This window comes from Mycobacterium bourgelatii, from assembly GCF_010723575.1.
Classification (GTDB): Bacteria; Actinomycetota; Actinomycetes; order Mycobacteriales; family Mycobacteriaceae; genus Mycobacterium; species Mycobacterium bourgelatii.
In genome coordinates this window covers 2,524,813-2,551,216 of sequence record NZ_BLKZ01000001.1, presented here as the reverse complement: position 1 = coordinate 2,551,216, position 26,404 = coordinate 2,524,813, and the positions used below count along the sequence as shown (strand labels likewise).

Annotated in this window: 21 protein-coding genes and 1 pseudogene; 12 read left to right on the top strand and 10 right to left on the bottom strand. The window is 65.8% G+C overall.

Annotated features, from left to right (window positions below; all coding sequences use genetic code 11):
* The first annotated feature begins 2 nt into the window (after window positions 1-2).
* The 4 genes from treY (at window position 3) to G6N68_RS11305 (ending at window position 4,877) form a co-directional block, all read left to right on the top strand.
* The gene (treY, locus tag G6N68_RS11320; protein ID WP_163711722.1) at window positions 3-2,300 is read left to right on the top strand and encodes a malto-oligosyltrehalose synthase; all 2,298 of its coding nucleotides are present in this window, start codon (window positions 3-5) and stop codon (window positions 2,298-2,300) included.
* A complete protein-coding gene (gene treZ, locus G6N68_RS11315; protein WP_163711718.1) occupies window positions 2,293-4,029 on the top strand; it encodes a malto-oligosyltrehalose trehalohydrolase in 1,737 nt (578 codons plus the stop codon). Before treY ends, treZ begins: the two co-directional genes overlap by 8 nt.
* 75 nt (window positions 4,030-4,104) lie before the next feature.
* Entirely contained in the window at window positions 4,105-4,536 is a 432-nt protein-coding gene (locus G6N68_RS11310) for a hypothetical protein (protein ID WP_163711715.1), read from the top strand.
* Window positions 4,537-4,592: 56 nt separating this feature from the next.
* Window positions 4,593-4,877, top strand: coding sequence for a hypothetical protein (locus tag G6N68_RS11305; RefSeq protein ID WP_163711712.1), 285 nt, complete (start codon window positions 4,593-4,595; stop codon window positions 4,875-4,877).
* Between the two features lie 82 nt (window positions 4,878-4,959).
* On the opposite strand, the gene G6N68_RS11300 is transcribed toward G6N68_RS11305, so the two are convergent.
* On the bottom strand, window positions 4,960-6,285 hold the full coding sequence (locus G6N68_RS11300; RefSeq protein WP_163711709.1) for an aminotransferase class I/II-fold pyridoxal phosphate-dependent enzyme: 1,326 nt from the start codon (window positions 6,283-6,285) through the stop codon (window positions 4,960-4,962).
* A gap of 41 nt (window positions 6,286-6,326) precedes the next feature.
* Between G6N68_RS11300 and G6N68_RS11295 the strand changes: the two genes are divergently transcribed.
* Window positions 6,327-6,983, top strand: coding sequence for a pyridoxamine 5'-phosphate oxidase family protein (locus G6N68_RS11295; protein WP_163711706.1), 657 nt, complete (start codon window positions 6,327-6,329; stop codon window positions 6,981-6,983).
* A 3-nt stretch (window positions 6,984-6,986) separates the two neighbouring features.
* Here the strand turns inward: G6N68_RS11295 and ilvA are convergent, their stop codons facing one another.
* Together ilvA and G6N68_RS11285 are read right to left on the bottom strand one after the other, a co-directional pair.
* The gene (gene ilvA, locus G6N68_RS11290; protein ID WP_163711704.1) at window positions 6,987-8,276 is read right to left on the bottom strand and encodes a threonine ammonia-lyase; all 1,290 of its coding nucleotides are present in this window, start codon (window positions 8,274-8,276) and stop codon (window positions 6,987-6,989) included.
* Between the two features lie 44 nt (window positions 8,277-8,320).
* Window positions 8,321-8,758, bottom strand: a complete 438-nt coding sequence (locus G6N68_RS11285) for a nitroreductase family deazaflavin-dependent oxidoreductase (protein WP_163711701.1) — start codon at window positions 8,756-8,758, stop codon at window positions 8,321-8,323.
* A gap of 98 nt (window positions 8,759-8,856) precedes the next feature.
* Here G6N68_RS11285 and G6N68_RS11280 point away from each other — a divergent pair, with 98 nt between their 5' ends.
* Window positions 8,857-9,066, top strand: a complete 210-nt coding sequence (locus tag G6N68_RS11280; RefSeq protein ID WP_163711698.1) for a hypothetical protein — start codon at window positions 8,857-8,859, stop codon at window positions 9,064-9,066.
* Here G6N68_RS11280 and G6N68_RS11275 read toward each other — a convergent pair.
* Together G6N68_RS11275 and fadD11 are read right to left on the bottom strand one after the other, a co-directional pair.
* Entirely contained in the window at window positions 9,038-10,930 is a 1,893-nt protein-coding gene (locus G6N68_RS11275; RefSeq protein ID WP_163711696.1) for a lysophospholipid acyltransferase, read from the bottom strand. The two genes, G6N68_RS11280 and G6N68_RS11275, sit on opposite strands and share 29 nt — an antisense overlap.
* Window positions 10,931-10,944: 14 nt before the next feature.
* The gene (gene fadD11, locus G6N68_RS11270) at window positions 10,945-12,771 is read right to left on the bottom strand and encodes a fatty acid--CoA ligase FadD11 (protein WP_163711693.1); all 1,827 of its coding nucleotides are present in this window, start codon (window positions 12,769-12,771) and stop codon (window positions 10,945-10,947) included.
* Window positions 12,772-12,908: 137 nt separating this feature from the next.
* Between fadD11 and G6N68_RS11265 the strand changes: the two genes are divergently transcribed.
* Both G6N68_RS11265 and G6N68_RS11260 read left to right on the top strand, forming a co-directional pair.
* Complete coding sequence (locus G6N68_RS11265; protein ID WP_163711689.1) at window positions 12,909-13,754, top strand: class I SAM-dependent methyltransferase; 846 nt, start codon at window positions 12,909-12,911, stop codon at window positions 13,752-13,754.
* A gap of 329 nt (window positions 13,755-14,083) precedes the next feature.
* Window positions 14,084-16,051 carry a PE domain-containing protein gene (locus G6N68_RS11260; RefSeq protein ID WP_163711686.1) on the top strand — a complete coding sequence of 656 codons (1,968 nt, stop codon included), beginning with the start codon at window positions 14,084-14,086 and terminating at the stop codon, window positions 16,049-16,051.
* A gap of 24 nt (window positions 16,052-16,075) precedes the next feature.
* Here the strand turns inward: G6N68_RS11260 and G6N68_RS11255 are convergent.
* Together G6N68_RS11255 and G6N68_RS11250 are read right to left on the bottom strand one after the other, a co-directional pair.
* Window positions 16,076-16,231, bottom strand: a pseudogene (locus G6N68_RS11255) (MerR family transcriptional regulator); the annotation flags it as partial.
* A gap of 67 nt (window positions 16,232-16,298) precedes the next feature.
* Complete coding sequence (locus G6N68_RS11250; RefSeq protein WP_205351310.1) at window positions 16,299-17,591, bottom strand: lipase family protein; 1,293 nt, start codon at window positions 17,589-17,591, stop codon at window positions 16,299-16,301.
* Window positions 17,592-18,058: 467 nt separating this feature from the next.
* Between G6N68_RS11250 and G6N68_RS11245 the strand changes: the two genes are divergently transcribed.
* Entirely contained in the window at window positions 18,059-18,673 is a 615-nt protein-coding gene (locus G6N68_RS11245) for a carboxymuconolactone decarboxylase family protein (RefSeq protein ID WP_163711684.1), read from the top strand.
* Between the two features lies 1 nt (window position 18,674).
* Window positions 18,675-18,980, top strand: coding sequence for a YdhR family protein (locus G6N68_RS11240; protein ID WP_163711681.1), 306 nt, complete (start codon window positions 18,675-18,677; stop codon window positions 18,978-18,980).
* A gap of 64 nt (window positions 18,981-19,044) precedes the next feature.
* Here G6N68_RS11240 and G6N68_RS11235 read toward each other — a convergent pair whose 3' ends face one another.
* The 3 genes from G6N68_RS11235 to G6N68_RS11225 all read right to left on the bottom strand — a co-directional run bounded on the left by G6N68_RS11235 (window position 19,045) and on the right by G6N68_RS11225 (window position 24,249).
* The gene (locus G6N68_RS11235; RefSeq protein WP_163711680.1) at window positions 19,045-20,055 is read right to left on the bottom strand and encodes a helix-turn-helix transcriptional regulator; all 1,011 of its coding nucleotides are present in this window, start codon (window positions 20,053-20,055) and stop codon (window positions 19,045-19,047) included.
* A gap of 114 nt (window positions 20,056-20,169) precedes the next feature.
* The gene (gene dnaE, locus G6N68_RS11230) at window positions 20,170-23,742 is read right to left on the bottom strand and encodes a DNA polymerase III subunit alpha (RefSeq protein WP_163711677.1); all 3,573 of its coding nucleotides are present in this window, start codon (window positions 23,740-23,742) and stop codon (window positions 20,170-20,172) included.
* 69 nt (window positions 23,743-23,811) lie between these two features.
* Entirely contained in the window at window positions 23,812-24,249 is a 438-nt protein-coding gene (locus G6N68_RS11225; protein WP_163711674.1) for a type II toxin-antitoxin system Rv0910 family toxin, read from the bottom strand.
* A 95-nt stretch (window positions 24,250-24,344) separates the two neighbouring features.
* Here G6N68_RS11225 and G6N68_RS11220 point away from each other — a divergent pair, with 95 nt between their 5' ends.
* Together G6N68_RS11220 and G6N68_RS11215 are read left to right on the top strand one after the other, a co-directional pair.
* Complete coding sequence (locus G6N68_RS11220) at window positions 24,345-24,914, top strand: hypothetical protein (RefSeq protein ID WP_163711672.1); 570 nt, start codon at window positions 24,345-24,347, stop codon at window positions 24,912-24,914.
* Entirely contained in the window at window positions 24,911-26,395 is a 1,485-nt protein-coding gene (locus tag G6N68_RS11215) for a coiled-coil domain-containing protein (protein ID WP_163711669.1), read from the top strand. Before G6N68_RS11220 ends, G6N68_RS11215 begins: the two co-directional genes overlap by 4 nt.
* The last annotated feature ends 9 nt before the right edge of the window (window positions 26,396-26,404 follow it).

Below are 26,404 nucleotides of genomic sequence, written 5' to 3'. Positions count from 1 at the left end.
ACATGGGTTTTCCAGTCCTATCCAGCTACCGCTTGCAGCTGCGGGGCGCGTCGAGCGGGTTCGCGTTCACCTTCGCCGACGCCGAGAAGCTGCTCGACTATCTCGATGACCTCGGGGTCACGCACCTGTACCTGTCCCCCATCTTGAGTCCGACGGAGGGGTCTGCGCACGGCTACGACGTCGTCGATCCGACGACCGTATCCGCTGAACTAGGCGGGCCCGAGGGGCTCGCCCGGCTTTCGGCGGCGGCGCGGGCACGCGGCATGGGACTGGTGGTCGACATCGTGCCCAACCACGTCGGCGTCGACAAACCCCAGCAGAACCCGTGGTGGTGGGATGTCCTCCAGCACGGGCGCGATTCCGCCTACGCACGCTACTTCGACATCGATTGGGATCTGTCCGACGGCCGAATCGTGTTGCCGGTGTTGGGTTCCGACGACGACGTCGCCGATCTGACGGTTGACGGCGACCTACTGCGACTGGGCGACCTGGCGTTTCCCATCGCCCCCGGCACCGGGGACGGCACCGGACCCGAGGTGCACGACCGCCAGCACTACCGACTGGTGGGCTGGAAGAACGGTGTCGTCGGCTACCGCCGCTTCTTTTCGATCACCTCCTTGGCCGGGCTGCGTCAGGAAGACCGCGCCGTGTTCGACGCCTGTCACGCCGAGGTCGCCCGCTGGTTTCGCGAGGGACTGGTCGACGGCGTCCGCATTGATCATCCCGACGGATTGTCCAATCCCGGCGGGTATTTGGTGTGGCTCCGGGAGTTGGTCGGCGACCAAGCCTGGATCGTGATCGAAAAGATCCTGGGCGTGGACGAGGCGCTGGAACCGACGCTGCCGATCGCCGGCACCACCGGCTATGACGTGCTGCGCGAGGTAGGCGGTGTCTTTGTCGACCCGCAAGGCAAACCTGCACTGACGGACCTGGTCGGGTCCGCGGGCGTGGACTATGAGGCGATGCCCGCGCTGCTGGCCGAACTGAAGATCAAAGCTGCTACCGACACCCTGGGCAGCGAACTCAGCAGGCTACGCCGCAGCATCGCGGCCACGGCGGGCGGCGATGACCCCCTGTTGCCCGACACCATCGCCGCACTGCTGACCAACATCGACGTGTACCGCTCCGACTATCCCGGCCTGGCCGCGCTGCTGCCGGCCGCGCTCGCTGAAACCGAAGCCGCGCAACCACATTTGGGACCCGCGTTGCAGATCCTCGCCGCAGCACTGGCTCGGGGCGGCGAACCGGCCACCCGTCTGCAACAGCTGTGCGGGGCGGTGACGGCCAAAGCTGTTGAGGACTGCCTGTTCTACCGCGACGCGCGACTGGTCTCGCTCAACGAGGTGGGCGGCGAACCGCACCGGTTCGGTGTGGGTGCCGCCGAGTTTCACCAAAGTGCCGCTACCCGGGCGCGGTTGTGGCCGCAGACCATGACCACGCTCACCACTCACGACACCAAGCGCGGCGAAGACGTGCGTGCCCGCATCGGTGTGCTGTCCCAGGTCCCCTCGCTGTGGGCGGAATTCGTCTCGCGGTGGGAATCGCTAGCGCCGCCTCCCGATCGCGCAACCGGACAGTTCCTGTGGCAGAACATATTCGGTGTCTGGCCGCTCGGCGGCGAGGTCACGCCGCAGCTGCGTGACCGGCTGCACGGCTACGCCGAGAAGGCGATCCGCGAGGCCGCCTGGCACACCACCTGGAACGACCCAGACACCGAGTTCGAAGATGCGGTGCACGGTTGGCTCGACCGGGTGCTCGACGGACCCGTGGCCAACGAGTTGACCAAACTCGTTGGACAACTCAACCCACATGCCGCCAGCGACGCGCTGGGACAGAAGCTGCTGGCCTTGACGGTGCCCGGGGTACCCGACGTCTACCAGGGCACCGAGTTGTGGGACGACAGCCTCGTTGACCCCGACAACCGCCGCGAGGTCGACTATGAGGTTCGGCGGGCGGCCCTGAATGAGTTGCAGCATCCCAAGATTCGGGTTGTCACCACGGCGCTGCGGCTGCGGCGCGCGCACCCGGACACCTTCTTGCACGGCGACTACATCCCGGTGCTCGCCCACGGCGACGCCAGCGAGCATGTGTTGGCCTTCCGCCGCGGCGAGGACATCCTGGTCGCGGTGACCCGGTGGACGGTGCGCTTGAAGGACATCGGCTGGGGCAACACCGTGGTGCCCTTGCCCGAAGGATCGTGGACCGACACCCTCAGCGGTGCCGTGGCCAGCGGACCCACCGCCGCCGCTCAACTGTTCTCCGACCTCCCCGTCGTCCTGCTGGAGCGTGATCGTGGCTGAATTCCGGGTCTGGGCGCCCAAACCCGAGTTGGTGCGCCTCGATGTAGCCGGCGCGGTACACCCGATGCTCCGCACGGACGACGGCTGGTGGCATGCGACCGTGGATGCACCTCCGGACGCCCGCTACGGGTACCTGCTCGACGACGACCCCAAAGTGTTGCCGGACCCGCGCTCGGCCCGACAGCCCGACGGGGTCCACGAGCGCTCGCAGCTGTGGGACCCGGCCGCCGCCAACTGGACCGACAGCGACTGGGCGGGCCGCCCGGTGGACGGCGGGGTGATCTACGAGTTGCACCTGGGCACTTTCACCCAGGCAGGCACGTTCGATTCCGCCATCGAGAAGCTGGACTACCTGGTCGATCTCGGAGTCGACTTCGTCGAACTGATGCCGGTCAACTCCTTTGCCGGCACGCACGGCTGGGGATACGACGGCGTGCTCTGGTACAGCGTGCACGAGCCTTACGGCGGACCCGACGGTCTGGTCAGATTCGTCGACGCGTGCCATCGGCGCGGTCTCGGAGTGCTGATCGACGCGGTGTTCAACCACCTCGGGCCGTCGGGCAACTATCTGCCCCGGTTCGGGCCGTACCTGTCGTCGGCGAGCAATCCGTGGGGTGAGGGCATCAACATCGCCGACGCCGACTCGGACGAGGTTCGGCGCTACATCATCGGCTGCGCGTTGCGCTGGATGCGCGACTTCCATGCCGACGGCCTGCGACTGGACGCCGTGCACGCGCTGGTGGACACCACGGCCATCCATATCCTCGAAGAACTGGCAACCGAAACCCGTTGGTTGTCAGAACAGTTGAGCCGCCCGCTGTCACTCATCGCGGAAAGCGACCTCAATGACCCGCGCCTGATCACGCCCGTAGACCGCGGTGGTTACGGGATCACCGCGCAGTGGGCCGACGACATTCATCACGCCATCCACACGTCGGTGTCCGGCGAGCGCCAAGGCTATTACGCCGACTTCGGCTCCCTGGCCACCCTGGCGCAGACACTGCGGCACGGATTCTTCCACGCCGGCACCTATTCGTCGTTTCGGCGCCGGCGTCACGGGCGCCCCATCGACGCCTCCGCGATCCCCGCAACCCGGCTGCTCGCCTACACATGCACCCACGATCAAGTCGGCAACCGCGCCCTCGGAGACCGGCCATCGCAGAATCTGACAGCCGGTCAACTCGCGGTGAAAGCCGCCCTGGTGCTCGCTTCCCCGTTCACCTCAATGCTTTTCATGGGTGAGGAATGGGGAGCCTCGACGCCCTTCCAGTTCTTCAGCTCCCACCCCGAACCCGAACTGGCGCAAGCCACCAGGGATGGGCGCAAGGCGGAATTCGCCGAGCACGGCTGGGATGCCGACGACATCCCCGACCCGCAGGACCCGCAGACCTTCGCGCGCTCCAAGCTGAACTGGGATGAGCTCGGAGATGATGAGCACGCACGCTTGCACGCCGTGTACCGCGACCTGATTGCGTTGCGGCGCAACGAAGCCGACCTGGCCGACCCCTGGTTGACCGACCTGATCATCGATTACGACGAGGAGCAGCGCTGGATTGTGCTGCGCCGCGGCCGATTTGCGATCGCCTGCAACCTTGACACCGAGCCGGTCAGTGTGCCGGTCACGGGTGAGGTGGTGCTGGCCTGGGGCGCACCCCGAGCTAACGGCGGGGGCACCACGCTGGACGGGCATTCCTTCGCGATTCTCTCCGATGGCGGCAACAGCGCGTAGGTACCGGTCGGAGCACATCCCCGGTTGGGGATAACTGAATAGCGCTGGCAAGGCAGATCCGTCGATGATTCGCCCGTGACTATCAATGAATCGCTGCCCATCCCGCCGATGGAAACCGCCACCGACCCAGTGCATTCCGCGTCCGATCTGCGCGAGCGGTGGCGCGCGTTGATGGGGCCACTTGGATTCGGCGAGCGGCTGCTGTGGATCGGCTTTTTAGGACCGGATCGCCGCCTGATCAAGACCTTGACTCAGGTACCGATCGGACCGTCCCCTCGGGCTTTGGTCTCGCGGGGAGTGATGTCGGGTCTGCAGAGCCGGCTCGACGACCTGCCGGAAGAGAGCACAGTTGCGCTGTTGCTGACGGGCCCGGGTCGGGGCGGGATCTCGTCGTCGGATCAGCAGTGGGCGAAATCGCTGACCGAGGCGGCCGCGCAATACGACGTGCCCCTGCTGCCGATATTTCGCGCCAACGACGAATCCGTCATGCAGATCGAGCCGGTCTGACACTGCCTCAAGGATCTTCCAAGGATCCGTCAAGCGCCGGGCACGATGCTCGTCTCATGACGACGATGAGCCCGCAGCTGACGTCCCTCGCCTACGCCCCCGAAGCACGCACGGGCAACCGCCTGGCCATCATGAGCGTCGCCGCCGGCATCCTGCAGTTTTTCTTGCTGTTCGTCCCATGCTGGTTGGTCACCATCCCGCTTGCGCTGAACGCGGTCCACCAGACCGAAGACCATCGTGACGGCGGTAGCCGCCACCTCGCGATCGCGGGTCTGTCGCTCGCGGTGACCCACTTCGCCGTCTACGTCGGCATGGTCATCTGGTTGATAGCCGGCAACTGACTCGTGCGCGCGCGGACGCGAACGCTTCCGAGAAATCGGGGATCTCGGGGGCGTTCGCGTCCGCTCGGGTTATCGGCGCCGGCTACACACTGCGGCGATCGCCGCTCCGAACCGCGTCGGCGATGGCGTCGGCAAGGGTGTCGATCTCGTCGGCGGCCAGGTCCGCGACGGTGACACGGATTCCCGGTGGCGTGCCCATGCGGAACCGGGTGCCCGGAGCCGCGGCCCAGCCCGAATTGACCAGCCGGGTACAGGCCACCGCCTCGTCGGGAACCGGAATCCACACGTTGAGGCCCGATCGACCATTAGCGGCCACACCACGCTTGGCCAACGCCGCGCACAGGCGCTCTCGGTTGGCGGCGTAATGGCGTTCGGCATCTCGAACCAGGGCCGTGGCCGCATCGTCCGACCACAGGTCGACGGCGAGGTCCTGCAGCAAGTGACTGACCCAGCCCGGACCCAGTCGCAGGCGTCCGTGCACCCGCTCGATGGTGCGGCGGTCTCCGGCCATCACGGCCAGACGCAGGTCCGGGCCATATGCCTTCGAAGCCGACCGGACGAAGGCCCAGCGCCGCGTCGCGCCCGCCAACGGGTGGAGTGGCACGCCGGCGATTCCGGCGCAGTGATCGTCTTCGATCACCAACACCTCCGCGGTGCGGCTGGCAAGCAGGCTGCGCAACGCGGCGCACCGTTCCGCGGACAAGGCGGCTCCCGTCGGGTTCTGCGCCCGAGTGGTCACGATCACCGCCCGCACGCCACGACGCAGCGCCCGGGCCATGTCCAGCAGCAGTGGCCCGTCATCGTCAACACGCACCGGCTCGGCGGAAAGCCCCAGGGCGGCAAGCAGATCCAACAGGTTGGCCCATCCGGGATCCTCGACGGCGACTTTGTCACCCGGTCGCAGGTGCGCGTTGAGCGCCCGCTCGATGCCGTCCAGCGCCCCGCTGGTCAGCGTCAGATGCACCGCCGGTACGGCGTCGGCGCTCAGGGCGGAACGCGCCCGCTCGAGCAGCTGCGGCGACATGCCGGACTCCCCGTACAACACCGGCGGTCGCGAGCCCAGCGACCAGTCAGCGACGGCGGTGGGCAGCAGATGCGGGTCGGGATTGCCCGTCGAGAGGTCGCGGGCTCCCGGCGGGACGCCGACCCCAAGAGCGGAGCGCGGCGTGGTGGCGGGCCGGTCCCGCACCCGGGTCCCGCGCCGGCCTGCTGTCTCGATCGCCCCGCGCTCGCGCAGCAGGCGGTAGGCGGCCGCGACGGTGTTGGCGTTCACCCCGAGGTCAGCGGCAACCTCGCGGATCGGGGGCAGTGTCGCGCCAGGCGCCAGCGCGCCCTGCGAGATGGCCTCTTCGATGTTGGCGGCGATGGATTCCGCGCCGGTCCCCTCGATCCGGTATTGTACTGGCACACAGGTAATTATGTACTAGTACAAACTCCAAGGGCAACCTCATGCAGACCGGCACCGATTCCACGTACCGCCCGACACCGCACACCACCCCGACCCGCTACCGCGAGCGCGCTCGCTACGACCGCGAGACCGTCCACCGGATCCTCGACGAGGCGCTGATCTGCCATCTTGGCTTCGTGACCGCCGACCGGCCGGCGGTCCTGCCGACCACCCACGCCCGTCTCGGCGAAACCCTTTACATGCACGGGTCCACCGGGAGCAACCCCATGCTGTCGGCCAAACCCGGTGGGCTGCCCGTGTGTGTGACCGTGACATTGGTCGACGGGCTGGTGCTGGCCCGATCTGCGATGCACCATTCGCTGAACTACCGGTCGGTGGTCGCGATGGGCACGGCTCGGCTGGTCGAAGACCCGGCCGAGAAGCTGCGGGCCATGAACGCCCTGCTCGACCACATCCGACCGGGCCGTGCCGCCGATTGCCGACCTCCGAATGCCCGCGAGCTCGCCGCGACGGCCGTGCTCGCCCTCGATCTTCGTGAGGTTTCGGCGAAGGTGCGCACCGGCGGTGTGGCCGACGACCCCGAAGACATGGCGCTGCCGCACTGGGCGGGAGTGATACCGCTGACGCTGACGCCCGGCGGGCCGCAGCCCGCCGCCGACCTCGACCCGGCTACCCCGCTGCCGTCCTACCTGCGATAACCGCTAGAACAACAGATAGCGGTAGGCGGGCGAGCCCGGGCGCAACGTCTCGACGTGAATCTCCGTCGCGTGCATGCGGGCCAGCAGGCCATCCAGATCGGCGGCCGATCCCAGCTGGATGCCAACCAAAGCCTCGCCCGTTTCGCGGTTGTTGCGTTTGACGTATTCGAACAGGGTGATGTCGTCGTTGGGGCCGAGCACCTCGTCGAGGAAACGGCGCAGCGAGCCGGGCTCCTGCGGGAAGTCCACCAGGAAGTAGTGCTTGAGGCCCAGGTGCACCAGCGAGCGCTCGAGTACCTCGCCGTAGCGGGACACGTCGTTGTTGCCACCCGAAATCAGGCAGACCACGGTTGAACCGGGTTCGACTTCGGCTTCCAACAAGCCTGCCACCGACAACGCGCCCGCCGGTTCGGCGATGATGCCTTCGTTCTGGTACAGGTCGAGCATCGCCGTGCACACCGCACCCTCGTCGACCGTGGTGATCGACAGCATGTCACCGGCGGCGGCCAGCGCCGCGTACGTCAGCGTCCCGGCCCGGCTCACCGCCGCACCGTCGACGAACTGGTCCACATGATCCAAGGTCACCGGCTCGCCGGCGGCCAGTGCGGCCATCATCGCGGCCGCTCCTGCGGGCTCGATGCCCAGCACGGAGGTGTTGACGGTCCGCTCCGCGAGGTAGGTGGTGATGCCCGCGATGCAGCCGCCTCCGCCCACCGGGACGATCACCAGGTCAGGTTCTTCGTCGAGCTCGGCAAGGATTTCGACGGCGATGGTGCCCTGGCCGGCCATGGTCCGCACGTCGTCATAGGGCGGTACCAGCGTGGCCCCGGTGCGTTCGACGTCGGCACGCGCCGCCTCGGCGGCCATGTCGTAGGTCGAGCCGCCGACGATCAACTCGATGAACTCGCCACCGTGGTAGCGGATCCGGTCGCGCTTTTGTTTCGGTGTCTTGGCGGGCACGTAGACCCGGCCGTGCACGCCCAGGGACCGGCAGGCGTAAGCGAAGCCCTGCGCGTGATTGCCGGCCGACGAACACACCACGCCGGCGGCCAGTTCGTCCTCGGACAACTGCACCAGCAGGTTGTAGGCGCCGCGCAGTTTGTAGGAACGGACGACCTGCAGGTCTTCGCGCTTGAGGTAGACCGTGGCACCGGTGATGTCCGACAACCGGTCGCAGAACTGCAACGGCGTGGGCGTGACCACCGAAGAAATGCGCTTCGCCGCCTCGTCAATGTCGGCTGCGGAAAGCTCAGGCAGCGGCGACATCGGGGTTCGGCTCAGTTCAGCGGTCACCGGTCAATGGTGCCATGCCCGCACCTACACACTCAGCGGGAAGGTCAGCTCACCGGGGTCAGGACGAACACCGGAATCTGGCGTTCGGTCTTCTTCTGGTACTCGGCGTAATCCGGCCATACTTCCACCGCCCGCTCCCACCACGTGGCTTTCTCGTCGCCGAACACCTCGCGGGCCTCGTAGTCACCGGTCACGGGACCGTCCTGCAACTCCACCCGCGGATTCTTCTTGACGTTGTGGTACCAGACCGGGTGCTTCGGCGCCCCGCCCAGTGACGCGACGATCGCGTACTCGCCGTTGTGTTCGACACGCATCAGCGGGGTCTTGCGGAGCTTGCCGGTCTTGGCCCCGACGGTCGTCAGCAGGATGACAGGCTTGCCCTGCAATTCCGTGGCTTCGGTACCGCCGGAGGCGATGATTTTTTCGGCGTGTTCGCGCGACCAATCGGAGGGGCTGGGTTCGTATTCACCTGTGAGCGGCATACCACCAACTCTATGCGCGCGATCCGCACCATAGATCAGCGCGCTCACATCAAAGAGTTCGATTGAACGAAAAAAATTGTGCCGGGTATGGTGAACGTATGACTTTGCCCGCCCTCAACACGTCGGACGTGCTGATCGCGGGTGTTCCGTGGCCGCGGCACAAGTTGTTCGCCGTCATCGCCGGCCTGGTCGCGTTTCTGGTCGTCGGAGTCGTGACCACCAGCACGGCGGCGGCGGTCCTGAGCGGCGCCGGTGTCGGTCTCGCGGTCGGGGTCGCGCTTAAGATGCTGGCCCATCCGCGGCGCTGACGCGCCTCCTGGCGATTTCCGCGATCACGTTGACTCGTCGCGTCGCCGCAGCGATCTCGTCCGCGAACTCCTGACGGCGTTTGGCGATGTCCTCGGCGTCGGCGCCGTCAACCAGCTCCCGATGCCGAGCCAGCCGCAGCGCGGTCTTGAACAGTTCCATCGACCTCGACTCGGCGCTGGCGATCCTGCGCTGCAGCTCCCACTGCTTGCCGACCTCAAGGCATTCGGTCAGGAACGCGTTCTCGTCGAGCTCTTCATCCTCCAGCGCGGCCAGCCGGTCGGCCACGATGTGATAGGCGTCCAGGAACGGACGCAGCACCAGGTGCGCCAGCAGCAGATCGGCCGATTCGAGTAGCCGCCGCACGTCGGCCGCACTCGCGGGCTTGGTGGTGTCCACCGCCGGTCCGATGAGACGGACCTCGTCGGCGAGCTCCTTCTCGAACTGCGCGCGACCCGAGAACAGGAACTCGAACTTCAACAGCTCGCGCAGCCGCAGCGCTTCGTCGCGTACCGCCGCCGGCGCCACCGTGCCATCACTTGCCTCTTCGGACGCCGCCACCAGCGCCAATTCGGCGATCGCGCGGTCGACCAGGATGTGGATGGCGGTGTTGCGGTAGAAGGCCGCGACCAGGTGTTGGTCGTGTCCGATCCCCCAGACCGCTTCGGTCCCCGCGTCGTACACACTGACCACGCCCGAGTCGACCATCTGATGCAGGGTCCAGCGGATCGTCGACTTATTTGTCAGGTCGGCGGCGCCTGCGACCGTCCAGTTGCGGGCCGCGATGTAGCTGGCCAGGGGCCGCACCGTGGCCAGCACCTCGCTGATGGACAGCGAGCGGTCAGCGCCGAGCAGGGCCAGACTCACCACCGCGGTGGGCGTGACAGGCGTGGCGCGGTTGATTCGGTGCTCCACGTCCAGCGCGATGCGCTCGACCACCGTACCGGTGCCCGACGGGTCGGCCCGCAACTCGTCGAGGCGCTGCCGCAACGGCAGCGGGTCACCGAAGTCGAGGTAGGCCCGGCCGAGCCGTTCGCCTTGCTGCCGCGACAGCCGCACCAGAAAACGGAGGTCCTCCGGCCGCTTGGCGGCACCGTAGGCCTCGGTGGTCATCGCTTCTACCTCGTGCAGCTGGTCGTAGACGATGGACGTCGGCACCAAATACACTTCCGGGCCGTCGATTTCGTCGACGGCGTCGGTGATGTAGCGCAGGATGCCGAACACCGGCGGCCGCAGCTTGCCGGTCCGGGTCCGCCCTCCCTCGATCGACCAGGTGAGGTTGGCGTGGTTTTGCACCAGCTGAGCGGTGTAGGCGCGCAACACGAACCGGTAGACCGGGATGTCCTTGGTCTGCCGCCGGATGAAGATCGTGCCGGTGCGTTTGGCGAACCCGCCCATCGGAAAGAAGTTCAGGTTCGCCCCGCCGAACGTCAGCGCCGGCGAAAGCCGGTTCGCCGCAATCGCTTCGGGCAACAGCATGCCGTCCAGGTAGGACCGGTGCGAGAACGCAAACGCCAGTGTCGCCTTGCGGTCAAGCTTGCGCAGGTGTGCGATCTGGTCCTCATCCACCAGCACGTCGTAGGCGCGCATCAACCATCGGCTGAACCCACGCCACGCGTGCACGGCGCGCTCGTCCAGCGTCGCGGCCACCTCGCGCAGGTAACCCGCGGCCTCCGCTCGAACATCGGCGCTGTCGCGGCCAAGCTCGTCTGCCAACGCATCCAGCCGCTCGCTGAACCACTGCGCCTGCAGCAGCTGGGCCACCTCAGGCGGGTCGGTGGCCAGCGCCGTCGTGGCCTCTCCGACAATGCCGGTGCGCTGCAACAGCTTCCGCATCCTGATTCGGCCGATTTCTCCCGCGGTCATCGCCACACCTCCCGTCACGCCGAGGCAGTCGCAGGTACTGGCTTGGCGGGCTCATGGATATCGGGGCCAGGTTCGGCCGCGTACAGCTCTTCGATCTCGGCGGCGAACTTGGCGGCAATGGGCTTGCGCTTCAGCTTCATCGTCAGGGTGATCTCGTCGCCACCCGGCTCCCACAGGGTGGGCAAGATTCGGAAACGCTTGATCTGCTCGACTCGTGCCAGCTTCTCGTTTGCCGCGGCGACGCCGGCGGCCACCTGCGCCACGATCTGCGGATCGGCGGCCAAGGCTGCGGGCGACGCCTCCAGCCCGTGCCGAGCGGCGGTGGGGCCGACCGAATCGGCATCGAACACCAGCAGCGCCGTGTTGTAGGGGCGCCCGTCCCCGATGGCGATCACGACGCCGATCAGCGGGCACGCCGCCAGGATCGTGTTCTCAATGTTGGCCGGCGACATGTTCTTTCCGGCCGCATTGATGATCAACTCCTTCTTGCGGTCCACCACCCGCAGATAGCCGTCGGCGTCCATCTCGAAGATGTCACCGGTGTGCAGCCACCCGTCGGCGTCGATCGCCTCGGCGGTCTTTGCCAGCTCCTTGCGGTAGCCCCTCATCACCAGCGGGCCGCGCACCAGGAATTCGCCGTCCTCGGCGATCCGGCCCTCCAACCCCGGCAGCAGCTTGCCGACGGTGCCCAGGCGGGCGGCGCGGGGATGGCTGGCGGTGGCCGCGCAGCTGAGCTCGGACATGCCCCACACCTCGGCGATCGGGATGCCGATGCCGGCGAAGAACGCCAGGGTTTCCTTCGGGACCGGCGCCGCTCCGGAGATCGCCCACCGCAACTCGCCAAAACCGAGCTTCTCGCGCAGCTTGGACAGCACCTGTTCGTCGGCCTGTGTCCATTCGGCGGCCAGTTCGTCGGACATCGGTTCACCGGCCAGCAATGCTTGGGCGCGCTTGTCGGCCACCGACATCGCCCACTGCAACGCGGACCGCTTCGTCTCGTCCGTCTCGTTGCTGACCGTGAATTCGATTCCGGCCTTGAGCTTTTCCCATACCCGCGGCACGGCGCCCCATACGGTCGGACGCGCATCGGGCAGGGCCGCCACGATCGCGCGCGGGTCTGCCACGGTGGTGACCTGGGTGCCGAACATCTCCTGGATGTACAGGCCGCACATCCGGTCGGCGATGTGCGCCGTCGGCAGGAACGACGCGAGCCGGTCGCCGAATTCGATCCCGAAGACCTCGTCTACGGCGTAGCCCTCGAAAAGGATGTTGGCGTGCGTCATCTCGACGCCCTTTGGGTTGCCCGTGGTCCCCGAGGTGTAGATCAGAGTCAGGATGTCCTCGGGCTGCACCGCGCGCCACGTCTGCTCGAATTCGAAGTCGTCAGCCGCGGCCGCATACAGGTCCGCCACGGACAGCACGCCGTCGGGGGCACCGTCGATGCAGACGATGTGCTCGATCGGTGCGCCGCTGGCGCGGATCCGGTCGACGTACTGCTCCTCGCAGATCACGACCTTGGTGCCGGCGTTTTCGAACACGTACGTCAGCTGCTCGGCGGGCAGCGTGTTGTAGACCGAAAACGACGTTGCCCCAGAGTGTTGCGCGCCTACCTCGAGCGGATAGAACTCGACCCGGTTGGCCATCATCAGCGAAACGGTGTCGCCGCGCGAGACCCCTAGGCCCGCCAGGCCGGCCGCTGCCAGGCGCACCTGTTCCGCATACTCCCGCCAGGTCAAGGTCTGCCCGCCGCCGACCGTCCGCAGCGCGACGGCATCCGGCTGGATCGCCGCGGTCCGCTGAAACGCCTCACACATGGTGACCGCTCGATCGGTCGTGGTCATTGCATTCTCCTCGGCACTCCTCGGCACTCGTCGGCTACTCCTTGGCATTCCTCGACACCGGATCCGCGCCGCCCAGAGCGTACGTCCGCCGACGCGACGCACGGAATACTTGCACCACTCAGCGTACTTTGGCGACAGTGGCCACTCACTCCGGAATCGACGTCAGTGACTTGTCCACGCTCGAGCAGACCGCATTCCTGACCCAGTACGCCCGAGCGCTGGATAGCCGCTGGTCCCGGCCGATCCTCGGCGACACACTCGCCGACGACATCGTCGGCAAGATCGATTACGACTTCGCCGGACTCGGCGTGACCGACAGCGTTGTCTGCCAGACGGCGCTGCGCGCCAAGATGCTCGACGACCGGGTCCGCGCGTTCATCGCCAAGCACCCCGATGCCGTGGTGGTGGATCTCGGCGCCGGGCTGGACACGGGCGTGCACCGGGTCAGCCCGCCCCACACCGTGGACTGGTACAGCATCGACCTGCCGCGCGTCATCGCGTTGCGCGATCAGACGATGCCTGGCCTCGACAACGCGCATTCCATCGCCGTGTCGCTTGCCGACGACAACTGGCCGTCCGGGATCCCGGCCGACCGACCCACCATCCTGATTGCCGACGGGCTGTTCGCGTTCCTGTCCAAGCCGGTGATCGTCGGCATCTTTCGCCGCATCACCGACCACTTCGGCTCCGGCGAGTTGGCCTTCAACGACTACGGACGCATCGGCTGGTTCAGTCGGGTTGCGGTGAAGCTGGCCCCGCAGCGGATGTTCTCCAGCGTCGGTACCCAATGGGGGTACGCGGGCTTCAAAGACGCCCGAGTGCCCGAGAGCTGGAATCCCCGGTTGACGTTGGTCGAGGAGGCCAGCCTGGCGCACACACCGGAGGTCGACCTGTTCCCGCGCTGGATTCGATTAGCTACCAAAGCATCTGGGAAATTCAAGGCCGGCGCCAGGAAGGCCCGTATCCTGCGCTACCGCTTCTAGTCTGCGAACCTGCCCCATCCCGGCCACGCTTCTATCTCACCCAATCCCTGTGGCACCCGCCGGACGACGCCGAGATAACAGAAGCGCCCGATAGGCGAGCTGGCGTTGAATTCATTCCTGCACTGCTGCACCGACATTCGGCCCGGCCATCTTCGACACCCTTACAGCTGGGGAAAATGTGCACGGCGAGGCTGGGGTGACTCTAGAGGTTAACCGGGTACAGTGACGGCCCAGTTACTTATTGACTACGCCGAAAAGTCGTTCGAAACGTGCCATTATGGGCGCGTCACATCTTCCGATGGTCAAGGTTGCCGGATTGGGAGGACCACATGTCGTACGTGATCGCAGCACCAGACCTGTTGTCGACGGCGGCCGCGAATCTCGCGGCTCTCGAGTCCTCGATCCAGGCAGCGAACCAAGCGGCGTTAACTCCGACCAACACGCTGGCGGCCGCGGCCGCCGACGAGGTATCAAGAGCGATCGCGGCGCTCTTTTCCGGGCAGGCCCAGGAGTACCAAGCCATCAGTGCGCAGGCGGCGGCGTTCCATGAGCGCTTTGTGCAGGCATTGAATGGCGCCAGTGGGGCGTATGCGGCGGCAGAAGCGGCCGCCGCCAACCCGTTGCAGGCCGTCGGCGACCAGGTTCTGGGTGCGATCAACGCGCCCACCAACCTGCTGTTGGGCCGCCCGCTGATCGGCAACGGGGCCGACGGTACACCCGGCACCGGCCAGAACGGTGGGGCTGGCGGCATCCTGTGGGGCAATGGCGGCAATGGCGGATCCGGTGCGCCGGGTGGCCGAGGCGGACGTGGCGGTGACGCCGGGTTGATCGGTAACGGCGGCGTTGGCGGCTCCGGCGGTATCGGACGCGGCGTCGGCGGCAACGGCGGCACCGGCGGGTTGCTGTGGGGCAATGGCGGAGCCGGCGGCACCGGCGGCGTCGGCGCGGTCACGTACGGGTTCGGTGGGCTCGGAGGTCGAGCACTGTCCTTCTTCGGCGCCCCGGGCGCCAACGGCGAGGGCGGATTCGGCATGGGGAACGTCCTGTTCGTGCCGTCCGATGCAATGACCGTCGGCAATCTGCTTGCGGCCGCACCCGATCGCAACTTCCTGCTGATCGGCACTGACGGCACGAATCTGAGCAGAATCCTGTCCGACCCCGCCGGTACCCCGAACTTCCACGCGTTCATGCAGCAGAGCACCACCGCCGCGTCGACGATCATCGGCCACACCAGCATCTCCAACCCGTCGTGGACGGCCATTACGACCGGTGTGTGGAGCGAGCAATCCGGTGTGACCAACAACGTCTTCACCCCATGGACGTACGACATGTGGCCCACGGTGTTCAACCAACTCGAGGGCTTCTACGGCGACGACGTCAGCACCACGGTCATCGGAAACTGGCAAGTCATCACCGATATCGCCGGTGCCGGCGCGTTCCCCGCCGACAACATCCAATTCGTTGGGCACGACCCGAACGACGTGCTCTGGGCCGCGTCGCAGGCCCAGGTCACCGACCAGGCCACGGCCGCGATTTTGGCCGCCGATCCCAACAAGGGCAATTTGATCTTCGCGTACTACGTCGGGGTCGACGAGGTCGGTCACGCATTCGGTGGCGGTTCGCCGCAGTACGTGCAGGCCCTTCAGATCATGGATGCCCAACTCGGCACCCAAACCAACGGCGGCGGAGGCCTGTTGGGAGCGGTGTGGGAGTGGGAGAACACGACCGGCGAGGAATGGGACATCCTCATGGTCACCGACCACGGTCACATCTCCCCCGACCAGTTCGGTCGCGGCCACGGCTTCCAATCACCGCTGGAGACAGCGACATTCCTGATGTGGGATCAGGCCGGCAACGACATGATGGACGGTTGGATCAACAACCAATGGCAGATCAACAGCACGACGCCAACGATTTTGGACACATTCGGCCTGACCCCGGCGTCGTACATGCTGGGCGCTCCCCTCACGTCCTCTGCCTTCAACGACTACTACTTTGACCCCGGCTCCAACCTGTTCGCCGTACTGAACCAAACGTTCGCCACCCAGGGTTATCCCGACATCCCGCAGAACGTGACCCTGACGGCGCGCACGATCGCGGCCACGATTCCTTACCTGGTGTTCGACCCGATCGACAGCATCGTCCAGGCGGTGCCCAGCTTCTTGCAGCTGCCGGTCTCATTGCTCGGAGCCGGGATCTACCAGACGCTGAACATCCCCGCGCAGGTCTTCATCCGGTTCACCGGCGTGACCGGAAACCAGATCATCCCGCCGGACCTCAACCCCTTCTACCCGTAGTCCCCAAACTCTCGGCTTTGACCCCTAACGGGCAGAACTCGGCGCCCTGTCAGCAGGGTGGATGCCGCAGGTGCAGGCGTCGATCGAGGGACAGCCGCACCGCATCCCCCATTCGATGACCTCCCGCGCACGGATTAAAGACGCTATCTGAGCGTCGATCTCGGCGAGCTTGCGCTCGGCCCGGCCCCCACTGTTCGGGGGCCGGGCCGTCAGCCACGTCCGTCAACCACGTCCGGTTTTCACGGATCTACGCTGCGGCTTGGCAATTCGGCGTGGTCGGCACGCCGTTGAAGCGGTCCGCCAGCCACTGCATCGATCGTTCGCCGTCGACGAAGTACGGCAGCAGAGTGTTGATGCCCATCTTGTTCAGGAATGGCGGTTCTTCGTTGGTCCATAGCTGGACATCGGCGCCTCGGTCGCACCAGTGGGCAGCCAGATCGGTCGATGCTTGGTAGGGGTTGAACGAGTCGAATCGATTGGCTGAGATGTAGACCGGCCCCTTTGGACGGGCATTGCCCAGATTTTGAGCGAGGAGCAGGCTCTTGACGGGTTCGCTACCGAAGATCTCCTCGGGAGGCGCCGTGAACCAGCCGGTGCCGTCGGGGAAGTAGAGGTGCCGGAATCCGAAGTCGGCCACCGACTGCACCAGGCAGATGTAGCTGGACCACTCGACGTAATGCTTGCCTCGCGGTGTCAACGCCTGCACGAGAAGCTCTTTGGTCTCTGGGTAGGCAAACACCACCCCGTTGAGCACGTAGGCCAAAGCGCCCGCGAGGAGGCTCCCGTCGACGAACGGTGGAAGTAGTGACAGGTCGGCCAGCGGAGTGTTGAGAACCGTACCGACGACATTCAGTTCCGGGGTGTAAGTCGCCGCCTGCTCGGCCGCGGATCCGGCCGCCTGCCCGCCGCTCAACCAGCCCCAGAACGCGACAGGGCCGTCGGGGGTCAACGAGGTACCGGGCAGCTTCTTGGCGGCACGTACCGCGTCGAGAAGGCCGGTGCCGGCAGACAGTCGGTTGCCGAACTCTGGCCCGCCGGGAATGTGCACGCCCATGCCGACGCCGTCGGCCACAACGATTGCGAATCCCCGCGCCACCATTGTGGCGAGGAATGTCTCCTCGTAGTTGAACGTAAGGTCAAATCCCTGAGAGAAGTGGATTCCCTGGTCCATAAGTCGTGACGGTGCGCACTGTTCGCCGATTCCGTACGGTCCGGTTGCGTAACCGATCAGCGGGCGTGGTCCTGCCCCCTGCCACGGTACCTCGGGCTCGAGGTAGATCCCGGTAGCCGCCACGGGTTCCCCCTTGGCGTTGGTGGTGCGGTACATGATCCGGGTTCCCGTGGCCGTCCAACTGCCCAGTTGGCCGGATGGTTCGTAGACGAGATTCGCCGGCTCTGAACGGATGAGGTCACCATGGGTGCCGTTCGGTAGGGAGTCGGGGGGTGTGTAAAACGCGAGGTACCTCGTCTCGTCGGCAGATGCCAACGGTGAAAGGGCGATTGATGGAAACCCCAGCACGACAGCGAGGACCGCTGTCACTGACCGGAGTGCCGTTCCAACGACTCCTGACTTTCGGCTCACACACGCCCCGTTTCGTTCGACTTGTCGGTGGCTCGAAATGCTAGGCGGGTCCCGCGTAGCCGCCGGACGGCGGTTCGTTACGAAATCGCAACCACCAGCGCATACTTCATGCAATCCGGGTGAGAAAAATCCTGTCGTATTGGACTCGCCGGGGTAGCGCAAGAAGAATCTGAACCGGCGGACAGTCCGTGCATCATCGTGGATTACACGGTGTAACAACGCCTTCGAGATACGCTTGTCGTGTTCTATGGTACTAGAACGGCTTTCGCAGACCATCAACGAATGGCGCCCGGAATCGCATCAGACCGCTGGCCCTCGGATGCGCGATCTGTACATTGACGGTGCGCTCAGCGACTGTCGGAGTTCGTCACAGTCGGCTTGACTGCATGGGAGTAGATCCTGCATCACACTACCGAGGAGTATCCGTGACGCCCCGCTTGAAGTTGGTCCCTGATCTAGACAGCCTGTCACCCGAAGCGAAGCAGGTCCTCGACGACTACGTGAAGAAGACCAACGGTGAGTACTTCCAAATCGCACCAACTGTCGATCATCCATTTCGGGAGAAGGGCACTCCCGAACATCACGAGTGGGTCAGTCAATTCATTCGTGTACTCGGGCTGAGCCCGGGTCTGCTCAAGGCGTGGCTGGAGAAGGACTGGTACATCGTTCGCGAAAGCCTCATCTCGAAGAAAGACCCGCAATTGGCCGAACTGGTCGGTCTCGTGGTCGCTTTCGCACTTGAATGCCCGTACTGCATCGCCTGGCACACAGCGGCCTCACGATTTGAAGGTGCCGAGGACAGTCTGGTGGCCAAGATCCACGCATATGACGAGCACCGGGATGCGTTCGACGAACGCGTGTTGGCGGTGTTCGACTATGCACGCAAGATCGCGCTGCACGCCTACAAGGTCACCGACGAAGACGTCGACAACCTCAGACGGTGGTATTCCGATCCGGAAATAGCCGAGCTCACCGAGCTTGCAGCGCACATGTCGGCGCTTTCCAAGTTCTTCTCGGCCCTAAACGTGGAGATCTGGTGATATGGCCACCGCGATTCTGGTGACATTCTCAAGCGCGGCGGAGCCGGACGAACTGGCTGCGATCGCTGATACCTTCGCTGATGCACTCATCGACGTGGACGGACTGCTCGGCAAGACGTGGCTGAACGTCGACGGCGGAAGTGGCGGCTTCTACGTCTTCCGTGACGCGGCGGCAGTGGATTCCTACTTGGGGGGACCGTTGGTCGCGCAACTGCGTTCGCACCCGAAGTTCAGTGACTTCACCGTGCAGCGCTTCGATGTTGACGAAGCGTTGAGCGCTCGCACGCGAGGTCTTCCGGGGCGCTGACCGACTGGCTGACCCTTGATGCTGGTGCCGCACGTCGTGGCCCGGCATCAAGGGTCACTACCGGTCATTCTGAGGCCAGGATCTCTCGCGGGTACCGACCGAATGTCTGGCGGAACTCGGTCGCGAATCTGCCAGGGTTGTGGTAGCCCCATCGGCCGGCGATGGCCGCGACCGTTGTGCTATCCGGATCGGCGGCGCGGAGGTCGGCGTATGCGCGTCGAAGGCGTTCCGCGCGGACGTACTCCATCGGCGACATATTGCGATACCGACGAAAGGCGATCTGCAACGCTCGCGGGCTCAGCCCCACAGAATCGGCGATGTCTCGCAGAGTGATTGGAGCCGCAGCATGGGCCTCGATATATGCTATGGCCCTCGCTACCGAAGCGGCGGACGCCTGTGGACTGCGTCGCTCAGTGTCAAGTCGAACCGCTGCGGGAAAGCAATCCAGCAGTGCGGCAACCGCTGACCGGGCGAGATGAAACTCGGTGAGGGTAGACAGTTCAGCCGAGTTGGCCGCCTCGGCCTGGGTCGAGATGAGCGACACCAAGCGCGACCACACACTGGTGGCGTGCGCTGAAGTCGGGCAGCCGAGATCGAAGCTCAACGTCAACCGGCTTTCGGGAACGCCATGCCGATCGGCCGCGACGGCACGCGCGAACTGCTTGTCAATGACCAACTTTGATGCCAACGCACGCTCTGCCCAGTGCAGACGGTACTGGCGTCCAACATCGAGAACGATCGGAATCTCCGGCTTGGCAACAACTCCTATCGATCCACCCGCCGCAGAAATTCGACCCCGCAGCGGTTGCACGACAACGAAATGGTTCGCACTGGGTTCTGGCTGCAACTCCACACTGGCCGCGCCGTAGGTTAGTCGATGCACGCCGATGCCCCGCATCGCCGCAGCAGAGTGCCTGACACACAAGCCCTTACCATTGCCGGACACCTTGAACGCATGCCGACCCAGTGAAGTGGTCAGATGACGGTGCGCAACGCCGGCATCGCAAGACTCAAAGGTCCACTCTGCATCACCAGCATCGGTGGCTTCGTCTGCAGTACCGAACCCCGTCGTCATACCCACCTCGTATCCAGCGACAATTGCTGTCGCAGAATAGGCCAGTCAACCGCCATCCGCGAGGCTTAAGCGCACCAGGAAGATATCGGTCGGGCACTCCTGGGGTGACCCAGGTCAGGCGCCCAGACAGCCCGGACCGAGCAGCGCTTTCAGGTCCCCCATCAGCGCCGGAGACGGTGTCACGCGCAGCGACTGATCCAACTCCAGCGTGGTGATCCGGTCGCCGCTGATCAGCCGAAGATGCACCTGCGAGGTGCCCGGATGGCGCGCCAGCACCTGCTTGAGCGCGGTCACCTTGTCCAGGGTGCACTGTCGGGTGGGCAGGCTGACCGCGACCGGTCGGTCGGCCTGGGCGTTGCTGAAGTCCGGCACGACGAGTTCGTTGGCGATCAACGAGATACGGTCGTCGCGCACCGCCACTTTGGCGTTGACCAGAACTACCACGTCGTCGGCGATTTCGGCGCCGTAGCTGGAGTAGGTGTGCGGGAAGAACATCACCTCGATGCCACCGGTCAGGTCTTCCAATTGCGCTGATGCCCAGGGCATTCCGTTCTTGTTCACCCGCCGGTTCACCGAGGCCAGAATGCCGCCGACCCGCACCTGGGTGTCGTTGGGCACGTCACCGTCCAGGATCGCCGGGATGGCCGTGTCGACCTGAGTGGCCAACAGGTGCGCGACCTTGTTCAGCGGATGCCCGGATACGTAGAGGCCCAGCATCTCTCGTTCCAACGCGAGCTTGTGCTTGTCCTCCCACTCGTCGTCGGGCACCTTGATGTTGAAGACGGCGTCTCCCCCGCCGTCCCCATCGGAGCCGCCGAACAGGTCGAACTGCCCCATCGCCTCGGCCTTCTTGGTGCCCAGCACGCTGTCGACCGCATCGGTGTGCACCAGGAAAAGACCCTTGCGGGCATGTCCGAGCGAGTCGAACGCACCGGCCTTGATCAACGACTCGGTCACCTTCTTGTTGCATGCCGAGATGTCGATCTTGTTGAGGTAGTCCGAGAAGTCGGTGAACTTGCCCTTGTCGTTGCGGGTGTTGATCAACGATCCGACCACGTTGGCGCCGACGTTGCGCACCGCACCCAATCCGAACCGGATGTCTTTACCCACCGAAGCGAAGTTGACCCCGGACTCGTTGACGTCGGGCGGCAGCACGGTGATGCCCAGCTTGCGGCAGTCGGCCAGATACACCGCCGCCTTGTCCTTGTCGTCGCCGACCGAGGTGAGCAACCCGGCCATGTATTCGGCGGGATAGTTGGCCTTGAGGTATGCGGTCCAGTAGGACACCAGGCCGTAGCCGGCGGCGTGCGACTTGTTGAACGCATATCCGGCGAAGGGAAGGATGGTGTCCCACAACGCTTTCACGGCCTTTTCGGAGAAGCCGTTGGCCGTCATGCCCTCATAGAAGCCCTTGTACTCGGCCTCCAGCACTTCCAGCTTCTTCTTGCCCATCGCCTTGCGCAGCGCATCGGCCTTGCCCATCGTGTAGGAGGCCACCTTTTGCGCGATGAACATGATCTGCTCTTGGTAGACGATCAAACCGTATGTCTCAGAGAGGATGTCGCGCAGCGGCTCCTCGAGTTCGGGGTGGATCGGCTTGATCGGCTGGCGGCCGTTCTTGCGGTCGGCGTAGTCGTTGTGGGCGTTCATGCCCATCGGTCCCGGCCGGTACAGCGCCAGCACGGCGACGATGTCGTTGAATTCGGTGGGCTGCATCCGGCGCAGCAAGTCACGCATCGGCCCGCCATCGAGTTGGAACACGCCCAGGGTGTCGCCGCGACCCAGCAATTCGTAGGTGGGCCCGTCGTCCAGCGGCACGGATTCCAGGTCGAGGTCGATTCCCTTGTTGGCCTTGATGTTCTCGATCGCGTCGCCGATGATCGTCAGGTTGCGCAGGCCCAGGAAGTCCATCTTCAGCAGGCCGATGGCCTCGCACGACGGGTAGTCCCAGCCGGTGATGATCGCCCCATCCTGGGGGCGCTTCCACAGTGGGATCGCCTCCGTCAGCGGCTCGCTGCTCATGATGACCGCACACGCGTGCACACCGGCGTTGCGGATCAAGCCTTCCAGCCCGCGCGCCGTCTGGTAGATGGTGCGGACGTCGGGATCGGTCTCGATGAGACCGCGGACCTCGGTGGCTTCCTTGTACCGCTCGTGGGATGGGTCGGTGATGCCCGACAGCGGAATGTCTTTGGCCATGATCGGCGGCGGCAGCGCCTTGGTGATCCGGTCGGCGATCGCGAAGCCGGGCTGCCCGTAGTGGATTCTGGCCGAATCCTTCAGCGCCGCTTTGGTCTTGATGGTGCCGAAGGTGATGACCTGGGCAACCCGGTCGGAGCCCCATTTCTCGGCGGCGTAGCGCACCATCTCGCCGCGCCGACGGTCGTCGAAGTCGATGTCGATGTCGGGTGCCGACGGACGCTCCGGGTTGAGGAAGCGTTCGAACAGCAGACCGTGCGGTATCGGGTCGATGTTGGTGATACCCAACGCGTACGCCACCAGTGAACCCGCCGCCGACCCTCGACCCGGCCCGACCCGGATGTCCACCGAGCGTGCGTAGTTGATCAGGTCGGCAACGATGAGGAAGTAGGACGGAAATCCCTTGTCGCAGATGACCTTTATCTCGTAGTCGGCTCGGTTGATGTAGTTTTGGCCGACTCCCGACGGAAACCGGCGCTGCAGCCCCGCCATTACCTCGTGGCGCAGCCAGGACGCCTGGTCGTGCCCCTCGGGCACCGGGAAGATCGGCATCCGGTCGCGCGGTGTCCACACGTCGGCGTAGGACTGGACCCGCTCGGCGATCAACAAGGTGGCATCGCACGCGCCGGGCACCTCGTTGTCCCAGAGCTGGCGCATTTCCTCCGCCGACTTGAGGTAGTAGCCGTCGCCGTCGAACTTGAACCGGTTGGGATCCGACAACGTCTTGCCGGTCTGCACGCACAGCAGCGCCTCGTGGTTGTGGGCAGCGTCGCGGGTGACGTAGTGGCAGTCGTTGGTGGCCAGCGGCGGGATGTCCAGCTTGCGGCCGATCTCGAGCAGGCCCTCCCGGACTCGCCGTTCGATCGACAGCCCGTGGTCCATCAGTTCGAGGAAAAAGTTGTCGGGCCCGAATATCTCCCGCCATTTGGCCGCGGCCTCCAGCGCCTCGCGCTCGTGCCCCAGCCGCAGCCGGGTCTGCACCTCGCCCGACGGGCATCCGGTGGTGGCGATGATGCCCTCGGCGTATTCGGCGACAAGTTCGGCGTCCATGCGTGACCACTTGCCGAGTTGGCCCTCGAACGACGCCAGCGACGACAGCTTGAACAGGTTGCGCAGGCCGGTCGCGTTCTCGGCCACCATGGTCAGGTGGGTGTAGGACCCGCTGCCGGAAACGTCGTCGGCCTTCTGGCTGGGGTCGCCCCAGAGGATTCGCCGGGTGTCGAACCGCGAGCCGGGAGCGATGTAGGCCTCTACGCCGATGATCGGCTTGATTCCGGCCTTGGTCGCGGTGTTGTAAAACTCGCTGGCGCCGAACATGTTTCCGTGGTCGGTCATCCCGATCGCGGGCATGCCCAGCCGTTCCACCTCGGCCAGCATCGGGGTGATCTTCGCGGCACCGTCCAACATCGAATACTCGGTGTGGTTGTGCAGGTGCACGAACGACGACCCGCGGGGGACGCTCGACCCGGGAGGAAACGAATCTGTCATAGGGACGCCAGTCTATGACCGCCCACCGACACACCATCGGCGTGTCGCGAGCCGTGTCTCGAGACGTTTTTATCCGTACAGCTTGACGAAATTGTCGAGCGACTTTTGCACGTCTCCCTTGGCGGCGCGGGCCGCCGCGGCACCGACCGGACCGAACAACGCGCGCCCGCCCAGGTCGACGGACAAACCCAGGGTGGACCCCTCCTCGGTGGGTGTCACGGTCAGCGTGACTTTGTACTTTGCACCGCCTTTTCCGTCCCCGGACATCGCGACCTCGTGCGGTGGATCCCACTTGGTGATCGTCCAGGTCACCCGGTTTCGCAGGCCCTTGGAACGGGCCACACCGACAATCTGGGTGCCCTCGGTCATTTCTTCGACGGGCGGGACGTCGCTGCGCCAACCCTCGTGCAACACCAGCCAGTCGCCCAGCGTCGACAGATCCGAGACGTGCTCCCACATCTCCTGGGGCGTCATGGGTGAGTCGAGGGTCAGGTTCACCGAAGCCATAGGCGAGAGCGTATCCCGGCGCAGAGCATCGCAGGAGCGCCACGGCCCAGCAGTCCGGTTTTCCAACGAGGCAGTACGCAGGTACTTTCCGAGGAATGAACTTGCGCGACTATTTCATGTCAGCGGGTTTCGGGGGGGCGGCAGCTTTGGCCGCGGCGTTAATTCTCGCGCTCATCGCCTTCTTCGCCGCACGCCGGACAGCCAAGCGCGACCGGGCGCAGGCCGAGCAGCAGGAGCGACGCCATGCGGAAGTCCGCGCCGACGAGCAGCGCACCACGGCTATCGCCCGCTGTTGGGAGCGGTTCGTGTGGGTGGTGGAGACCGCCGGGATCGAACCCGCGACCAGTGAAAATGCCACTCTGGGCCTGGGTCCGGAACTAGCCCTGGAGCTGCTTCGGGGGCTGTTGCGTGACGCCGAGCAACTCGGTGACGACACCCTGGCCAAGGCGGTGGCCGTCTACCTCAACCAGTTTTCGTTGGTGTTGGCGCAGCAGGCCGGTTCGCTCGCCAGCCTCGCGGCGCCTGACCCCACGCCCGGCCCCGCCGAAAGCGCGCCGCAGCCGGTCCCCCAAGCGCCGCCGCCACCGGTTGCCGACAGCGGCGACGTCGGTTCTGACGGCGCCGCCGACAGCACCACGACGAAGGGCAGGCGTCGACGCGGGTGACAACCACACGGCAGCACATCGAGGACCTCGACCCCGCGGCTTGGGCGGCACTCACCAAACGCGCCGCCGCGGCTTCGGTGGCCGCCGCCGAGCGACTCGGCATGCAACCCCCCACCGAGTTGCTCGCGGTGTCAGCGATGACGGAGCGCGAACTTGTCGACCACCGCAACCGCTTCGGGCCGGCGGCAAGACGGCTGTCCCCGGTGCTGCGGCTGGTCGAGGCCGACCACTTGCGGGTGGTGGCCGAGGCCGCGGCGCGTCAGGCAGAGCAGGATAAGAAGGACGCGGAGGCGGCCGCCGAGGCGGCGCGCAAGGAAGCCGAGCAGGCCGCACGGGATCTCACGGCGGCGCGCGAGCGCACCCGCGAGGTGGAGGCGGAGGCTGCCCGTGAACGTGCCGAATGGGCCGCCGAACGCGCCACCGCGCAACAAGCCATGGAGCAGGTGCGGGACGCCTTGGAACGACTCCGCGCCGATACCGCCGCCCAGTTGGCCACCGCCAACGAACAACTCAAGGCCGCCGAGGCCCGCGCCGAACAACGGCTCACCGAACGGGCCGACGAACGAAAGGCCGCCGAAAGCGCGCTAGAGCAGGTGCGCGCCGAACTCGAACGGGTCCGCGCCGACACCGCGGCCGAGCTTGCCAAAGCCGCTGAGCAGGTCAGCGCCGCCGAGGCGCGGGCCGAACAGCGGATCACCGAGCGGGCGGCCGAACGAGCCACCGCACAACAGGCTTTGTCGCAGGCTCAGTTCGAACTCGAGCGGGTGCGTGCGGATGCCGAGGCCGAGGTTGCCGCCGCTCGCGGACAGGCCGCCGGTGAGATTGCCGCCGCCCATCAGGCGGCGGAGGCGGACGTGTCGCGCGCGCGTGCCGAAGCCGAAACCGCTGTCGCGCAGGCACGCACCGAGGTCGAGCAGATTCGCGCCGAAGCCGACAACGCCGTCGCGCAGGCACGCACGGAGCTCGAGCGGGTTCGCGCGTCGGCGGCCGCCGAAGTAGCCGCGGCACAGGCGCACGCCAGCCAGGAGATCGCGGCGGCGCTCGCGCAACCGCAACTGCTGACCATCCCCATCCCGCCGTTGGGGGTGGGCACGCACACGGGCTACATCGAGCACGCCGTCTCCGTGTTACGCCAGATCGACTACGTGTTGGAGGCCGGTCTGGCCGAGGATGGTCGGCCCCGGACTCCGATCGACGTCGCACTGGTGCGCAGTCTGGTCAGCACGGCGCAAGAGCAGGCTGGCGACCTGGCGGACCAATTGCGTAACCTGCCCTCTCGGTACAGCGCGCAATGGCAAGTCGAAGCTGCCGAGAGTTACGCCGGCGCCGCCACCAACGCCTACGGCGGCCTGCTGCAACGCATTGCGACGGCGACCGAGCAACTCCGCCAGTACTCACACCAGTACGACGACGGCATCAACGCCGAGGTGGTCGACCTGGTCAGTCAGATGCTGGCCGAGCATCCCTGGCGAAGGCCCTGAGGCGCCCCT

Bases quoted from the DNA above. Each gene is read 5' to 3' on its own strand.
- treY (WP_163711722.1), top strand. From the start codon at position 3: ATGGGTTTTCCAGTCCTATCCAGCTACCGCTTGCAGCTGCGGGGCGCG.
- G6N68_RS11305 (WP_163711712.1), top strand. From the start codon at position 4,593: ATGACGACGATGAGCCCGCAGCTGACGTCCCTCGCCTACGCCCCCGAA.
- G6N68_RS11295 (WP_163711706.1), top strand. From the start codon at position 6,327: ATGCAGACCGGCACCGATTCCACGTACCGCCCGACACCGCACACCACC.
- G6N68_RS11285 (WP_163711701.1), bottom strand. From the start codon at position 8,758: ATGCCGCTCACAGGTGAATACGAACCCAGCCCCTCCGATTGGTCGCGC.
- G6N68_RS11280 (WP_163711698.1), top strand. From the start codon at position 8,857: ATGACTTTGCCCGCCCTCAACACGTCGGACGTGCTGATCGCGGGTGTT.
- G6N68_RS11275 (WP_163711696.1), bottom strand. From the start codon at position 10,930: ATGACCGCGGGAGAAATCGGCCGAATCAGGATGCGGAAGCTGTTGCAG.
- fadD11 (WP_163711693.1), bottom strand. From the start codon at position 12,771: ATGACCACGACCGATCGAGCGGTCACCATGTGTGAGGCGTTTCAGCGG.
- G6N68_RS11260 (WP_163711686.1), top strand. From the start codon at position 14,084: ATGTCGTACGTGATCGCAGCACCAGACCTGTTGTCGACGGCGGCCGCG.
- G6N68_RS11240 (WP_163711681.1), top strand. From the start codon at position 18,675: ATGGCCACCGCGATTCTGGTGACATTCTCAAGCGCGGCGGAGCCGGAC.
- G6N68_RS11235 (WP_163711680.1), bottom strand. From the start codon at position 20,055: ATGACGACGGGGTTCGGTACTGCAGACGAAGCCACCGATGCTGGTGAT.
- dnaE (WP_163711677.1), bottom strand. From the start codon at position 23,742: ATGACAGATTCGTTTCCTCCCGGGTCGAGCGTCCCCCGCGGGTCGTCG.
- G6N68_RS11225 (WP_163711674.1), bottom strand. From the start codon at position 24,249: ATGGCTTCGGTGAACCTGACCCTCGACTCACCCATGACGCCCCAGGAG.
- G6N68_RS11220 (WP_163711672.1), top strand. From the start codon at position 24,345: ATGAACTTGCGCGACTATTTCATGTCAGCGGGTTTCGGGGGGGCGGCA.